The 15,572-nt window shown below is 50.1% G+C and carries 13 protein-coding genes; 7 read left to right on the top strand and 6 right to left on the bottom strand.

Annotated features, from left to right (window positions below; genetic code table 11):
* Positions 1-12: 12 nt before the first annotated feature.
* Together FJQ58_RS05045 and FJQ58_RS05050 are read left to right on the top strand one after the other, a co-directional pair.
* Complete coding sequence (locus FJQ58_RS05045) at positions 13-864, top strand: AraC family transcriptional regulator (RefSeq protein WP_139991341.1); 852 nt, start codon at positions 13-15, stop codon at positions 862-864.
* A 34-nt stretch (positions 865-898) separates the two neighbouring features.
* Positions 899-2,185, top strand: coding sequence for an alpha-L-fucosidase (locus tag FJQ58_RS05050; protein ID WP_139991342.1), 1,287 nt, complete (start codon positions 899-901; stop codon positions 2,183-2,185).
* A 134-nt stretch (positions 2,186-2,319) separates the two neighbouring features.
* On the opposite strand, the gene FJQ58_RS05055 is transcribed toward FJQ58_RS05050, so the two are convergent.
* The gene (locus tag FJQ58_RS05055) at positions 2,320-3,981 is read right to left on the bottom strand and encodes a hypothetical protein (RefSeq protein ID WP_139991343.1); all 1,662 of its coding nucleotides are present in this window, start codon (positions 3,979-3,981) and stop codon (positions 2,320-2,322) included.
* A 382-nt stretch (positions 3,982-4,363) separates the two neighbouring features.
* On the opposite strand from FJQ58_RS05055, the gene FJQ58_RS05060 reads away from it, so the two are divergent.
* The 3 genes from FJQ58_RS05060 (at position 4,364) to FJQ58_RS05070 (ending at position 8,519) form a co-directional block, all read left to right on the top strand.
* Positions 4,364-5,440: a Gfo/Idh/MocA family protein gene (locus FJQ58_RS05060; RefSeq protein ID WP_139991344.1), complete on the top strand. Its 1,077-nt coding sequence runs from the start codon at positions 4,364-4,366 to the stop codon at positions 5,438-5,440.
* Between the two features lie 71 nt (positions 5,441-5,511).
* The gene (locus tag FJQ58_RS05065) at positions 5,512-7,902 is read left to right on the top strand and encodes a glycoside hydrolase family 95 protein (protein WP_139991345.1); all 2,391 of its coding nucleotides are present in this window, start codon (positions 5,512-5,514) and stop codon (positions 7,900-7,902) included.
* A 242-nt stretch (positions 7,903-8,144) separates the two neighbouring features.
* Positions 8,145-8,519: a hypothetical protein gene (locus FJQ58_RS05070; protein ID WP_139991346.1), complete on the top strand. Its 375-nt coding sequence runs from the start codon at positions 8,145-8,147 to the stop codon at positions 8,517-8,519.
* A 48-nt stretch (positions 8,520-8,567) separates the two neighbouring features.
* Here the strand turns inward: FJQ58_RS05070 and FJQ58_RS05075 are convergent, their stop codons facing one another.
* Together FJQ58_RS05075 and FJQ58_RS05080 are read right to left on the bottom strand one after the other, a co-directional pair.
* Positions 8,568-9,986: a DHA2 family efflux MFS transporter permease subunit gene (locus FJQ58_RS05075; RefSeq protein ID WP_139991347.1), complete on the bottom strand. Its 1,419-nt coding sequence runs from the start codon at positions 9,984-9,986 to the stop codon at positions 8,568-8,570.
* 4 nt (positions 9,987-9,990) lie between these two features.
* Positions 9,991-10,416 (bottom strand): MerR family transcriptional regulator, encoded by a 426-nt coding sequence (locus FJQ58_RS05080; RefSeq protein WP_162341320.1) that lies wholly within the window; start codon positions 10,414-10,416, stop codon positions 9,991-9,993.
* 289 nt (positions 10,417-10,705) lie between these two features.
* On the opposite strand from FJQ58_RS05080, the gene FJQ58_RS05085 reads away from it, so the two are divergent.
* Positions 10,706-11,170: a hypothetical protein gene (locus FJQ58_RS05085; protein ID WP_139991349.1), complete on the top strand. Its 465-nt coding sequence runs from the start codon at positions 10,706-10,708 to the stop codon at positions 11,168-11,170.
* Between the two features lie 108 nt (positions 11,171-11,278).
* Here FJQ58_RS05085 and FJQ58_RS05090 read toward each other — a convergent pair whose 3' ends face one another.
* Positions 11,279-11,749: a CcdC family protein gene (locus FJQ58_RS05090; RefSeq protein WP_139991350.1), complete on the bottom strand. Its 471-nt coding sequence runs from the start codon at positions 11,747-11,749 to the stop codon at positions 11,279-11,281.
* A 635-nt stretch (positions 11,750-12,384) separates the two neighbouring features.
* Between FJQ58_RS05090 and FJQ58_RS05095 the strand changes: the two genes are divergently transcribed.
* Entirely contained in the window at positions 12,385-12,936 is a 552-nt protein-coding gene (locus FJQ58_RS05095) for an NADAR family protein (RefSeq protein ID WP_139991351.1), read from the top strand.
* Between the two features lie 132 nt (positions 12,937-13,068).
* On the opposite strand, the gene FJQ58_RS05100 is transcribed toward FJQ58_RS05095, so the two are convergent.
* Positions 13,069-13,722, bottom strand: a complete 654-nt coding sequence (locus tag FJQ58_RS05100) for a suppressor of fused domain protein (RefSeq protein WP_139991352.1) — start codon at positions 13,720-13,722, stop codon at positions 13,069-13,071.
* 611 nt (positions 13,723-14,333) lie between these two features.
* Positions 14,334-15,320 (bottom strand): cation diffusion facilitator family transporter, encoded by a 987-nt coding sequence (locus FJQ58_RS05105; protein ID WP_139991353.1) that lies wholly within the window; start codon positions 15,318-15,320, stop codon positions 14,334-14,336.
* Between the last annotated feature and the right edge of the window lie 252 nt (positions 15,321-15,572).

The raw sequence follows: 15,572 nt of genomic DNA on the forward strand, positions 1-15,572 counted from the left end.
GGAGGATTGCTGATGAGGTACGATCATGATCTGCGTCCGGACCGTGAACTAAAGATCGAATGCCGCTTGGACAGCGAGACCGATCATGAGCTGCACCGCCACGACTTGCTGGAACTCAACGTTCTGCTGGAAAATGAAGCTCGGTTTCGGCTCCTTGACCTAGATTACGCGGGCAAGCCCGGCGATGTGTTTCTGTTCCGTCCCTACGAGCCGCATTACAACCTTGCGGCTGCCGAAGGGGCGCCGATCCGCTGGATTATGCTGCTCTTCTCGCCCTCTATCGCAAGGCTTATTCCGCAGGGCGACCGGCTGCTTTATCCGTTCTACACAAGCCGCTCAACCCCGCTGATTAAAGCTGACTCCGAGCATGCAAAGCGCATACACGCAGCCGCGGCCGCGGCACTTGCAGAGCAAGAACAAGGCTTGCCCGGCTGGGAAGCCAAACGGTTTATGCACTTTGTCGATATCCTTGTCAGTGCTTACCGACACTCTCTGGAAGCAGCCGAGGAGAGCGCGCCTGAAGATGAAATCAAGGTCGAGACAGGTGTCGTCACCGCCGTGGAATACATGATCCGAAACGTAACCGAGGACATCGACATGCGCCAGCTCATTGACGGCTACGAGCGGGGCAAAACCTATTTTTACACCGACTTCAAGCGGACGGTCGGCGTGACGCCGAATCAATTCATTCACCGGATGCGCATGCAAATCGCCATGCATCTCTTGCAGACAACAGGCAAAACCGTGACCGACATCGCCTTCGAATGCGGCTATCATTCGGTTCACTACTTTAACAAACACTTCAAGCAATACCGCAGCGTATCGCCGCGCGAATACCGAAGCCGGTATCAGCGGCCGGTGTGACGGCAAGCATTCATTTTGGAAGGAGTATCATTATATGACGACAGACAGAACAGCTTGGTTTACGCATGATCGGTTTGGGATGTACATCCATTGGGGGCTATATGCGCTAGGTGCGCGCCATGAATGGATGCGCTCACGCGAATTTCTGAGCAACGAGCAGTACAACAAATATTTTAAACGGTTTGATCCTGATCTCTATGATCCTGAGCTTTGGGCACAGCTCGCTGACGAAGCCGGCATGAAATATATGGTCGTAACGGCCAAGCACCATGAGGGCTTCAGTTTATGGGATACGCAGCTGTCGGATTACAAGGTGACAAATACGCCAGCCGGCCGTGATTTGCTCCGTCCAATGCTCGACGCCTTCCGGGCAAGGGATATCAAAGCAGGGCTCTATTACTCTCTGCTCGATTGGCATCACCCGCATTATACGGTTGACGTAAAGCATCCGCAGCGTTACGATGCCGCCTTCGTGGAGCAGAGCAAGCAGCGCGACTGGCAGCAATACATCGATTATATGTTTGGCCAAACGGAGGAGCTCCTGTCCAAATACGGCAAGATCGACGTCCTATTTCTGGACTTTTCGATTCCACCGGAGCAGGGCTTCCCCGGCAAGGGCAAGGAAGAATGGCAAAGCGAGAAGTTCGTCGAGCTCGTGCGCAGGCTTCAGCCGCAAATCATGATCAACGACCGTCTGCAGGTTCCGGGCGATATTACGACGCCGGAGCAATATCAGCCGCGCGAGTGGATTAAGGTCAATGGCGAGAAAGTCATTTGGGAAGCCTGCCACACCTTCAGCGGCTCATGGGGCTATTACCGGGACGAGGAGTCGTGGAAAAGCGTCGATATGCTCATTAAAATGCTAGTGGATACCGTGGGCAAAGGCGGCAATTTGCTGCTCAACGTCGGCCCGACAGGCCGCGGCGAGATCGATGAGCGCGCAGTCGATCGGTTAAAGGGCATGGGACAATGGATGCGCCGCCACAATCGGTCCATTTACGGTTGTACGGCTGCGCCGGAGCCGTTCCGCTGCCCGGATGATTGCCGGTTTACTTATAACCCGGAAACGAACCGCTTGTATTTGCATATTTTCAGCTGGCCATTCAAGCATCTGCATCTTTCTGGCTTCTCTGGTCAAGTCGAGTATGCGCAGCTGCTCAATGACGCCTCCGAAATCCGCATGATTGAAGGAGCGCAAGAAATGACGATGGAAGCCGGCGCTTTCAACGAAGGCCGCAGCGCGGATACGCTGACGCTGGAGCTGCCGATTAAGCCGCCAAACGTCGCCGTACCTGTTATCGAGCTATTCTTGAAATCATAGCACGATGCGCCCGCCCGATCGGCTGACACATTCCCGTGTCGAACACGGGGCAGCCCTATACCATGTCGCAAATGTCATGCAAAAACCTCCGATAAGCCTAATTAACGGCCAGTCGGAGGTTTCCTTCTTCTCGCTTATTTACTGCGTTTTACCGTTTCGAAGTCCAGTGTGAACCCGTCGCTGTCCCGCGGATATATCCGCACTTCGTGATCGCCAAAGCGCTGCGTCCAACGTTTCTCGCCTCCGATATATGGAGCAGCCTGCTCACGGACGCGATCGGCTAAGAAATCATCGGCAGGCAGCCAGCTGCCGCCGCTTGCAAAGCTTTTCTCTTCCCGCCACTCAGCTGGCAGAAGCCACGCAGCGGCAATGACGGCAGCGCCTTCCTCCGCCAGCTTGCGGACATCCTGCAGCGTGGCTGCGGATACCGATGATCCAGCTACGAGAATCAGGCGCGGGCGTCCGATCTGCTCCGCACGGACAAATCCGTCGAACACGAGCGTGCTGGGCAGCGGCGCGAACAACGGGTGCACGGCTGGCGGATAGCTTCCCTCTGCAGCGGTATCTACGCCGCTTGGCAGTGGAAACGCATCTGCAGCTACCCTTCTTTTTAATTCATGGCGCGGAAAATCATACCCCGGAATATGCAGGCAGCTGCCATGCGCGGGTATGACGCCGCTGCTAAGCAAATGCCAAACGTCGAATATGCTTTGTGACGTTTCAGGCATGGGAAGCGAACGGCTGCCGAAGGGACGTTCATTCTGTCCGTAATTGCTGTCATCCGAGTGGATAATGATGACGTCCGCTATCGCATCTCGATGTGACCAGTCGAGCGGCTTTGCCGCCGCAGCGAAGCTTTGCCAAACATCGCCAAAGATAGATTTCTCAAACCCTCCAGCGCCGTAGCGAAGCAAGACATCCGCATTTTCCGCAAAAAGATGCGTCGGGCCAAGCAAATAGCCCATCTGCAGCGCCGAGGCGAATTCTTCTGGCGAGTGGCCGGGAAAGCCCGAGGTGCGCGTGGGCCACGGTCCGACATCCGGGCCCCATAGATCCGCGCATACCCACAAAGGCAAGCCGTACTGCTTGGCTGCGCCAAGTGCTGTAGCTAGCTGAAGCGGCTGGAAAGACTCTTTCATGATTTTCGGGCACGGCGCCATTCCGCCCCGCGCCTGGGCATGGAACAAGGTTGGAAACACTTGCTCAGACAGCATTGGCACCGTTTCGGGCTGGGCTCCTGCAGCTGCCAGCTGCTTGCGGACATGCTGGGCACGCGCAGACACCGCTTGTGTGACCTGCTCTCTGGCCAAATCCATCGATGCGCTGCCGCTATCGCCCCAATGAGGCAGCCACGCATCCTTGCGGTACTGGCCTACATTGATTTGCAAATGCTCGGGCTCATCATAGAGCAGGCCGATCAGCTTGCCGGACGCCGCCGCCGCATGCAAAGCATCATCCGGCACATCGTACCGGTTCGTCCCTTCCACCCAAGGGCCGTTAATATTGCCGTATTCATTGCCTAGAACCAGATCGATCCCACTATCGCAGGCGTCAAGCAGCAGCTGCTGCTGTCCCTCAAGTCCCGGGAAGATGTGATGAACGTAGAAATCTGCCTGCAAGTCCTTCAAGGCTGCGATAAATTGCTTTGGCGTTGGCGTCTGGTCCTGCGAAGCAATGACCGCTCCCGTCCCTGTGCGCATGTATAAATCAGAGGCTTCCTGCGCCCAAGGGTCCTGCCAACCGATCACGGTTCCTTGTATCCCTAAGCGGGGCTGATGTGCAGCATTCTCAGTCATGAGCGATTCTCCTTTGTCGATATCCATTTGTTGGCTTCACTTTTTTAACTTTATTTATAAATTTCGATTGCTTCTCTATAAGGTAGCACAGTTAGCAGCCTGTGGCTTGAGTAAAGCATGCGCAAAAGTTGCAAATCTGTCCACCCCTATAATAAGTACTCAAGCAAAAAAGCCTTTGGCGTCCTTTAGACGCTGAAGTAGCTTTGACGGTGTAGCGCGTTTCAATCGGAGAAATGTAGAGAAGGAATAGCGAATTGATATACTTTCCTGTGTTTGAACAAAATCGCAACTTCCTGCCTGTCTCCTGACAAGCGGAATGACTTGCGATTCGTTATAATTTGCCTACCAACTACTACACGAGAAGGAAAGGTGAAATATTCACATGACAAAAACCTATAAACTCGGCGTTATCGGGCTCGGCGAAGGCCGCAGCATTATGTCCGCGGCGCTGCAAAGCAGCCGTTGGAGCCTAGAGGCCGTATGCGACTTAAACGAAGAGCTATGCCGTGCCCGCGAGGAAGAATTCGGCTTCTCCGGCTGGACGACCAACTATAACGAATTGCTGCAAAATCCTGAAATCGACGTGATCGCCATATATACGCCGGACCAGCTCCACTTCACCCACATCAAGCAAGCTCTCGAAGCTGGCAAGCATGTCGTCTGCACGAAGCCCGTGCTTCCATCGCTTGATGACGCAGCTGAGCTGCTTCGCCTGAGCGCATCCACGGACCGCAAGCTCTTCGTGGGCCAAAGCACGCGCTTCTTCGAGCCGATGCTGCATCAGCGCCGCGACTTTGAAGCCGGGAAGCACGGCGCATTATCCGTTGTGGAATCGCATTATATTACCGACGGGCGCTGGTTTCTAGACAAAGGCTGGAGCAAGCAAAAAGGCTTTAGCTGGATGTATGGCTTCATGATCCATGCCGTGGACATGGTGCGCTGGTATTTGCCGGACGTAAGTGAGGTAACAGGCTATGCCTTAACGAGCGACAATACGAAGGAGCATGGCATGGATGCTTGGGATTCGCTTCGCTTCCTGCTGCGCAACCCCTCCGGCCAAATCGCCCAAATCGCTGGCGACTATACGCTTCCGACGCTTGGACAGCACGTAGAGCCTTCGATTGCCTGCATCCTTCGCGGAACCAAAGGCAGCTCGCGCTCCGAGTATTCTAACCTGCAATACCACTCGCACTTTGCTGGCGAAGCGCCTGTTACGCAAACGTTCGAGGAGAAAAACGATTACTATTTCCGTTTTGAAGGCAAGAGCCACCATGCCGGGGAATATCAGAACTACATTGAATATTTTGCAGATTGCCTCGATAACGGAACAATTCCGCTGCCTGATGCCGGGGAAGCGATTCGCACGCTCGGTCTGATGCTAGCAATGGAACGCAGTGCACGAACAGGAGGACAGCCTGTAAAGATTGACGATGTGCTCAAGGAATTTAATATTGGCTAAAAACCGCAACTCAATAAACAGCGATAACAGCCAGTAGGACAAGATAGGCACGCTGAAGGGAGAACCTCAAGATGAAGCTCACATACGATAAGCCGGCACGCCTCTGGACCGAGGCGCTGCCGATCGGCAACGGCAGGCTCGGAGGCATGGTTTTCGGCGGCATCGATCAGGAGCGAATCCAGCTTAATGAAGATTCGCTCTGGTCGGGTTATCCCCGAGACTGGAATAACCCCAAAGCCCGCGAAGCTCTTCCAGAGCTGCGCCGCCTCCTGGACGAAGGACGGCATGAAGAGGCAGAGCAGCTTAGCAAAGCCGCCATGATGGGTCCTTATACGCAGTCCTATATGCCGCTTGGCGATCTGCATCTGCGTTTTTTCCACGGCTTCTTTATTAGCGATTACAGGCGCGAGCTTGATCTTGAGGACGCGATAGCCCGTACCTCCTATCGCATCGGAGAAACCATTCATTCACGCGATGTATTTGCCTCCTATCCCGACCAAGCCATCATCATTCGTCTGCGTACGAGCAAGCCCGGGCTGCTCAGCTTCCGTGCGTCTCTGGATAGCCCGCTGCGGTCTTCCGTCACGAGCAGCGATGAAGGCTTAACGCTGCAAGGGTACTGCCCGGAGGAAGTGGACCCGAACTATTACGATACGGATCAGCCGATCCGTTACGGAGAAGCAGGAGAAACGAACGCCATGCGCTTTGTCGGCCGGCTCGGCTTTCGCCTTGAAGGCGGCGGCCGCTGGCGAACCGATGCCAGCGGCCTTCATATTGAAGGGGCGACAGCTGTTACGCTTATTTTTTGCGCGGCAACAAGCTTTAACGGATTCAATCGTATACCTGCCGGAGAAACTGGCAGCCAGCCCGAGCCATTGACGGCTCAGATGATGAGTGCCGCATTGTCCCGTACGGACGAAGAGCTTCTGCAAGCGCATCTTGCGGACTATCGGCCGCTATATGAAGCTAACGGAATTCAACTCGGCCATTCGCCTGCCCCTGAACCATTAACAACCGATCGCAGGCTTAAGGAGTATGGAGCAAACGATCCCCGATTAGTGGAGCTTATCTATCAATACGGCCGTTACCTACTGATCGCTTCTTCACGTCCAGGTACGCAGCCCGCCAATTTGCAGGGCATTTGGAATGCCGATGCACGGCCGATCTGGAGCAGCAATTATACGCTTAATATCAATCTGCAGATGAATTATTGGCCTGCCGAGGTATGCGGCCTAGCGGCTTGTCATCTTCCGTTGCTTGACTTCATCCGCGAGCTTGCCGTCACCGGAGAGCAAACGGCCCTGACCAACTATGGCTGCAGAGGCTGGGCAGCCCATCATAATTCGGATATTTGGCGGCAATCCGCACCTCCCGGCGACTATGGGCACGGCAATCCGCTTTGGGCCAATTGGCCGATGGGCGGCGTCTGGCTGTGCTCCCACCTATGGGAGCACTACAGCTATGGCAAGGATATCGATTATTTGCGGGACCATGCTTATCCCGTTATGCGCAGCGCCGCATTATTTTGCCTAGACTGGCTCGTTGATGACGGATCGGGCGGGCTAACCACCTCCCCCTCCACTTCACCGGAGCATCGTTATGTTCTTGCCGATGGGCGCATGCCCGCACTCAGCAAAGGAACGACGATGGATATTAGCCTGATCCGCGAATTATTCACGCGCTGCATAGAAGCTTCGCGACTGCTTCAAGAGGATTTCTCGTTCGCAGAACAGCTCGCAGCTTCCTTGCAATGGCTCCCGCAGCCCCAAATCGGACAATATGGGCAGCTCCAAGAGTGGTCGAAGGACTACGGGGATGAGGATCAACTGCACCGCCATGTCTCGCATTTGTATGACGTGTATCCTGGAGAAGCTCTGCAAGCGGATCAGAGCCCTGAGCTCCTGCGTGCGGCGCAGGTATCGCTAGAGAGACGCGGTGATGGCGGAACCGGCTGGAGCCTAGGCTGGAAAGTGAACCTTTGGGCCCGCTTTAAAGACGGCAACCGAGCCTTCTCGCTCATCTCCAATCTATTGAAGCTAGTCGAGGATGACGGCGTCATGGACTTCACTCGCGGCGGCGTCTACGTGAACTTGTTCGATGCGCACCCTCCGTTTCAGATCGATGGCAATTTCGGCGTCACGGCCGGTATCGCTGAGATGCTGCTGCAATCCCATCACGGAGAGCTTTGCCTGCTGCCCGCTGTACCTGATGCTTGGCCCGAAGGGAAGGCTTGGGGTCTTCGGGCTCGCGGCGGCTTTACGGTGAAGCTTTCCTGGTCCGATGGACGCCTTCTGGGTGCAGAAATTCAATCCATTCAAGGTCAGCGCTGTACGATTCGCTCTACTGCTGTTCTGCGTGTCACTTGTCATGGTGCAACGGTCGCATGCCAAGCTGATGAGAGCGGCCGTTACACTTTTGCAACGAAGGCTGGAGAAGCATATCTCTTGACCCCAGCGCCATAACGCTCGAAACCATACAAGAAGGCTGTTCCGCATGGTCCTTAGACCTAACGGAACAGCCTTCTTGTTTTAATGGATATAAATCCGGGGTATTTTCCGTTTCCGCTCCTAAAGTACCTACTTATTTATAAGTCCTTGGAAATATTTCCATCTAATATCTATTATGCTATGCTTTTTCATAGTATAAGTTATACACAAGCTTGCGTTGACAGCTTGGCCTCATCCTCCATGAAAGTTGGTGAATTGTGAGTACCGGTGAAAGCATTATCCTCGTTGTCGTAGCTCTCATCTCCTTGCCGCTTTGCCTGCTCGCCTTCATGGTCATCCGGCAATCATTCAAGGATAATCGGGAAATCAAGTTTATTTTAAAAAATGGCGTTCCCTTCGATGCTACCGTTAGCTCCATACGGCAAACCAACACGGAAATCAATGGCCATCCCGAAGTGTTTATCGGCTTAACGATCCCAAGGGAACACGCCGAGCCTTACCGCACCATCATTAAAGCGGTCATTTATATGGTCAATATCCCTCAGTATCAGCCCGGCCGTAAGGTGAAGGTAAAGGTACTTGAGACCGATGGCAAAATCAAGGTCGCCTTGGAAGGCGTGCATGTTTTTTAGATAAAGGATTATCGATATAGCAAAGAGCGCCCGCAAAGGCGCTCTTTCTTATGTTGTAACAGCTGCCTTCGGCTTGCGCAGCAATAATGTGAGCGGCAAAGAAACAATGATAATCATCGTTCCGAGATGGAAAACATCCTGCACGCTAAGCGAGAGCGCCCCCGTTTTGTCGACGCCGCCAGCACTTAGATGAGCAATCGTCTGTGACGACAAAATGGAACTGAACAAGCTGATCGACAGCGCCGACGTCCCTTGCCTAATCCAATTCATGACGGCCGAGGCATGGCCGGAGTTCACGCTTGGCACTGCGGACATTGCCGCGTTCGTGACCGGCATATTGCTGAAGCCGATCCCCATATAACGAATCGCTACCCATACGGTGATGAACAATGTGCTTGTGGCGACACCCGCATGACTAAGCTCCCATGTCGCTATTCCCATCAGAAGCAGACCAAGCAGGATCAGCCTTGAAGGCCCGATTTTGCCATACAGCCGCCCAACCGCAAGAGAAACCAGAACCATAGCCAGCGTTCCCGGGAGCATTGCCATGCCTGTTGCAAAGCTCGACTCTCCCTTAATATTTTGCATAAAAATCGGTACCAACAGCGTGCCGGCATACAGGGACACCGTGATGCAGCAGTTCAAAATCAGTCCATACGTAAACCGCGGAATCTTGAGCACGCGTAAATTGAGCAGTGGGTTGCTTACTCGAAGCGTCCTGCGTACGAAATAGAAGAGCACAACGATTCCTGCGGCAATCATGCCTAGCGTCTGCCAGCCGGCCCAGCCCCATTGATGCGCCTCGCTAAAAGCGACCAATAATGCGCTAGTGCCTACGAGCACCGCGCCAAAGCCGATCCAGTCGAGCTTAATGCCGCTGCTCAAGCGGTAATTCGGAATGAACTTGGCTGCCGCGATTACGGCGATAATCCCGATCGGGGCGTTCATGATAAACAACGACTTCCATCCGTATATTTCGGCTAGCCAGCCGCCTATGGTTGGCCCAAGCGCCGGGGCGAGCATCGCAGCCACACTCCAAAGGCTAACGGCGACCGCTTGTTTAGGTTTCTCGATCGTTTGATAAATGATGGTCATCGTCGTGGGCATAATAATACCGCTGAACAGCCCTTGCAAAATTCGGAAAACGATCAGCGATTCGATGCTCCAAGCGAACGTGCAGAGCAACGAGGATAACGTAAATCCCGCTAAGGCAATGACATACAGTCGTTTATAGCTCCATTTGTCTCCCATAAATCCAATGATCGGAGCAATAATCCCCGTCGCCATCATAAATCCGGACAACATCCATTGCACCGTATTCAGGCTAGCTTGAAAATCATCCATAAATATAGGTAACGCCACATTTATCGTAGTTGTGCTTAAGGACGCCATAAAATTACCAAAAAATACGGCAATCATAATGGTCCAAAATGACGATGCTGCTCTCTGTGATGGTTCCACATTCATGCTCCTATTCTTGTAATTGGTCAATCGCCTTGAGTACGCGCTGCTCGAACTCGATCAATTCCTCTTGGAACTGCGCCATCCGTGTCAGCTTCAAGTCGATCATCATTTTCTCTTTTTGCAGCACTTGCGACATCTCTATGAGCTTCGAGCGCCTCGCTTCACGATCCTCCGTCGTTCGGTACTCGCTTTTTTGCTGCTCAATAATCGTTTGAAATTCGAGGTACTGCTGCAGTTCGGCAAGCGAGAAGCCAAGCACCTCTTTCGCCAAAATGATCTTATTGATTTTCTCAATGTCCTCTTCCGAATATAACCGAATGCCCCCTTGTGTTCTCTCCGGTGCGGAAATCAACCCAAAATCCTCATAATAACGAATCGCCCGCTTTGTTAACCCCGTACGCTTAGCTACTTCTTCAATCTTCAACAGCTCCAACTCGCCGCACCTCCGATATCTTATGGTTTAAGCATACGCTTAGTTACAGTTAACGTCAACGTTAACTGTTGGTGAATAAACAGCATTTTCCACCTAACCTAAACTACCTGTTGCTTGAACGATAGAACAATATAAACATACCTATTCTATAATAATTATCCAAATTATTGAAACTTTATTATATATTTAACTTACTAGAAACGGTAATAGATAATACATGTGACATGACACACGGAAAATTCGGATCATTTTTAAACTATTCATATCTTATAAAGGGAGGTTTCCCAACTTGAATAAGAAAATATATTTTCCTTTCCTCATTGCCCTTGCGCTTATAGCAGGCTGCAGTAGCCATTCCATTCCGAATAAGCCCGAGCAAACTTCGTCAAATATCGAAAAAGCACGTGCAGGAGCCCTGTCTCTTGATTACGTAAACCAATACTTTAATGAAACCGATATTAACATCAAAAAAGCATTCGTCGCAGAACATATTCACCCTGATACGCAATCCATGTTCGTGGCTTCAGCAGACATTATTACTAAAGCGGAGGATAAGATTTTGAATCCGCAACTCATAGACAGCTCTGAGACTCTAAGTGATGGTACAACTGGCTATGCTTCTCTCCTAAAAGGCGACGGCGAGACCGAAATCATTGTGATGGAAAAGGGAGGTAAAGTGGTTTGGGGGTACTTCTCCACTTCTACAGGAGACCAGAAATCCAACTTCGACATGCTGCGTAAATTATTTAATTAACCTTTCATTTCGCACGATGTCCTCTCATTCGCCTACACGAAAGGCTGCCTGTATGCCAGACAGCCTTGGTTCAAAATTGGGGTATTTACACTGTTGTATTTCGATGGTTTAAGCAGCCACTCGCTGCTGAACCACCTTGCGGAATTTCAAGTACGATACGATGCGCCATGGCACAATGTAAGAGAAGGCTACCAGCATAAACAGCGCACCCAGCGTTTGAGGATCAATGCTACTCAAATAATTACGCAGCGCGAAGCGAATAGCGACCACGACGATAAATGCGACAATGAAGCCCAAGTTTTTCTTAGCATAGATTTGATTGTCGTCTCGCACCTCGTAATTAGTCGTCCAAATCAGCGGCAAGGATAATACTGCTCCCAATACGGCTGCAATTAACCATTCATACATCGGCGCATGAACAGTCGGATCAAACCAAAGCATAACGCCCGGCAGCATAAATAACAGTGGAAACAAAATGCGTCTTCCATTTCCACGAATCGGCTTATAGAAGCTCCTCGTTCTTCTCCATAACACTAAACCAACGACTAAGAGGATAATGACATAATAGGATTCATTCATTTCTGTTTCTCTTTCCTTTCTTTGCGCTCATCATTTTTTTTTCTATTTTTTGCAGTAACCACTCCAGCAAAACTTGGTTTCCCTTATGCTTGTCACGCGATCCGTTAATAACCAAGTCGGCTTACCAACGTGTGGGCTCAACATATAAATCATGCCTATGTCTGACAAGATCCAAATATTCATTTGCGATCTCTTCATTCTTTTCCTTGAGTACAGGATCATTTACCCTGAACTGACTCTGAATCAGGCCATCAGCCAAAAACTTGCTTATTGTCGTTTTTCCGCTGCCCGAGCCTCCGGCTATGCCTATTGTTAACATGGAACGTATGACGACCCTCTCTATACTAAAATGAAATCACACACTTATATTACCATATGAAGGGAAATGAACGCATACTCTAAGTATAGAATTGCGAAAAGCCTTCTTTTCTTCATCTACTGTCAAATTGAGACATGCTGTGATTTGTACAGCTTAAGTTCTTCTCCCAACCATGTTCTCCAATCACGATAGATCCGTTGACAACACAAGATTAAATATGTTATTTTGATATTATCATTATGAAAATATTAATTACAGTTGCATAAATGCAGACATTCGCATGGCAAAAATAGTGAACAAGTCGGGAGGAAATCCTTTGATATACCAACTAGATGATTTACATAAAGCCTATCAGGCAGGGGAGAAAATGAAATTTCTGTTTTTCTGGGGGCATACGCCTCCTGCTGACGGCAGTGTTAATGCCAGCTGTTTCAGCCAATGGTGGATCAGCCCTTTCATCGTGGATGGCGTTTCTTACAACTGTACGGAGCAATATATGATGGCGGAGAAAGCCCGGCTTTTTGACGATAAAAACATGCTGGATGCCATTATGAAAACGATACACCCAAAAGAGATGAAGGCATTCGGACGTGCGATTCATTCTTTCCGCAACGATATTTGGGAAAGCCATTGCTACGACATCGTCAAACGAGGAAATTATGCGAAATTCGAGCAAAACCCTGAGCTTTGGAACTATATGAAAACAACGAAAAACCGAATTTTGGTGGAAGCAAGTCCTGTCGACCGCATATGGGGAATTGGGTTAGCCATGGATGATCCACATGCAAATAATCCGATGAAATGGCGGGGGAGAAACTTGCTTGGTTTCGCACTGACCGAAGTGCGCGATCAATTACTACAGCCATAACGTGCTGCCGATAGGCTTATTAGTGAAGCGGATCATATTCATCAGCTATTCCTTGCCGGGAATATGATCCGCTTGTGGATATAAACAATCGCCGTACGCAATGAAGGACTTACTTTGGATAAATTTCGTTGCCTAGAATAGTCCAAAAACCTTTTTACAAGTATTTTTACGGTTCAAGTTCACTACGTCATCCGTACCTATCTTGTTAAGCTTCGCGAACAAAGCCTCCATGCCGTTTTTCATTTTATAGTCCATTTCCTCTTGGTAAATGGGAACCAAGTTGAAGAAATGTACGGTTTTTACGCTGGAGAGGTCTAAATTAAAAAATCCTTGCTTATCCTCTACATCTGGAAACGAAAGCAGCATGCCTTGAAATCCCGCATTATCACTGTACCGCTTTGCCGGTTGGCCATTCGCAAGGGTATGCCCCATATATAGCCACGTTTGATACTCATGCGGAAATCTTGCTAAGGTCTTTAGCGCGCGAATCGGCCAGTAATTCCGTTCATCTTGAAAAGCTTCGTCGGAAATCTTCCAGGTCGGCGGCAGACAGATCATCAATTCGGCGTAACGGTAGTCCTCGGCCCCTTCCGGTACCGTCATTGGCAATTCGCTCATTCCGTATGTAACCATCGTATAATAATTTCGTTTTGAAGTTGGGGCTGCCACAATAATATCAACCGCCATGACATCTGAAACGATCTCCCGAAAAACCCCTGCGATAGGGCCAATATGCTGTTCAACATGGTTATAAATTTTTTCGTAATTTTCGGCTGACCGTACCATTCCCATACCTCCATAAATAATAAATTCCATAAACCGCAAATTCCGTAAATATTATTCTCTTCCCTTCCTTTTATCGGTAACTGTCTTGCTTGTAATAATAGCTAGGCATTTTATAAAAAAGAGGCGGCCTAACTCCTATGGGTGCTTTCATTCCTATTCAGTGGTGAGTACATAATGGTTGTACATTAACTGGAATTTCTCCTGTTAAAATAGCGGGATTCACTGATCAAATGGATTAAAGGGAATTTCTCCTGTTAATTCAGCCACTTCTCTCCATTTACGTCTTATCCATGGTAATTAACGGGAAAAATTCCTTCTAAACGCCCCAAAATCCCCAAATCCTCTGAAATAGAGGGATAAAATCCTTCTAAATCACTCAGAGGTAGCTAACGCAACAAAAGGGGACAAGCTCGGACAATATGGAGGGTTAGAAGAAGAATCCCCGGGCAGCACAGAGCCTTGTTACAGATAAAATTGTTATTTTCCAAGCTCATTTCCTATAGACTGAACGTTTGTTCCATACCATAAATAGAACAAACAAGCGCAATATCCCTCGGGGGACATTGCGCTTGTTTTGTTCTCTCATTTCAGTAACTCAACCGGCCAACCCACTATCGCTTATCAATGGGAACCCAGCTTTTTACGCCGTCGTCCTCGATAATGCCTAAGATCGCGTCCGTAATGTCAGAATCCTGGAGCAGCTTATCGCGAACCTTGAATTTAATGTCATCCGCATCGGCCAGCGTAAGTCCCGGCTTCAGCTCCATCAGCGCCTCTACGTGGTAATAGCGCCCTTCCTGCAAGATACGCAGCTGATAAATATCCGTCACGAACGGCTCGGAGAAAATGATTTTGGAAACCTTGTCGGCTACCTCCTTCGGTGCGGAAACTCCGATCAGGCCAATCATATTATCGTACCCCACCCGGAAAGCGACACCTACCATCAACAATCCAATCAATACCGTGACGACACCGTCCATGATCTCAAAGGTCGTTAAGGAAACCACAAGAACAGCAATCATCGCCAGAAGCGCTCCCGTAACGGCAACGATATCCTCATAAAAGACTAACCGTGTGGCTGGCGCCGAGCGTCCTACATTTTTGAATGCGGCTCCTACCACCTTAAGGCCATGCGCTTCCGCCTTGGTCTCGGTCAGAATTTCTTTCATAGCCTTGACCAAAATCAACCCGTCTACGATAAGATTCACGAGCAGAACGCCAATATTAAGCCAAATCCCTTCGCTCGCGACAGGGTGCTGGATTAAATGCCAGCCTTCCCGAATCGTTTCATAAGCCATAATGGTAACGACGATGACGGCCACCATACAAAAAATATTAATGACACGCCCAAAACCGGTCGGAAACCGCGGCGTCGGCCTTCTCTCCGAGAGAATGCTCCCGGCAAATACAAAGCCCTGATTAATGGCATCAGCTAGGGAGTGCATTGCCGATGCAAACATAGCGCCACTGCCGCTAAAAGCTGCAGCGAATGCTTTAATCGCCGCAATCACGGCATTCCCAATCATCGCTATCGCGGAGGATTTATTGCCTTTCTTCAGCATAGCTACAAAGCCTTGGCGTTCTGACGTTGCGTTCATAGAATCCTCCTTCTATTTTTCATTTATCGTTTCCAGTCCTGCGTAACCATTGCTTTGTTTTTCCTATTTCCTCATCCATTTACAAAATAACGATCTCTTCTAAATCATTCCACTTAACGGGCGTTCCTAGACACTGCAGCCCCACCTAGGGACTAAGAAAGAGATCCTTACGAAACGGTCGCGCTATCGTATCTGTATTTACCCAGGTCATGAGATATACAAACACCGTCTTCCTTTGCAAAAAAAGTGGCG

It is taken from the genome of Paenibacillus paridis (genome assembly GCF_006345825.1).
Taxonomy (GTDB): Bacteria; Bacillota; Bacilli; order Paenibacillales; family Paenibacillaceae; genus Pristimantibacillus; species Pristimantibacillus paridis.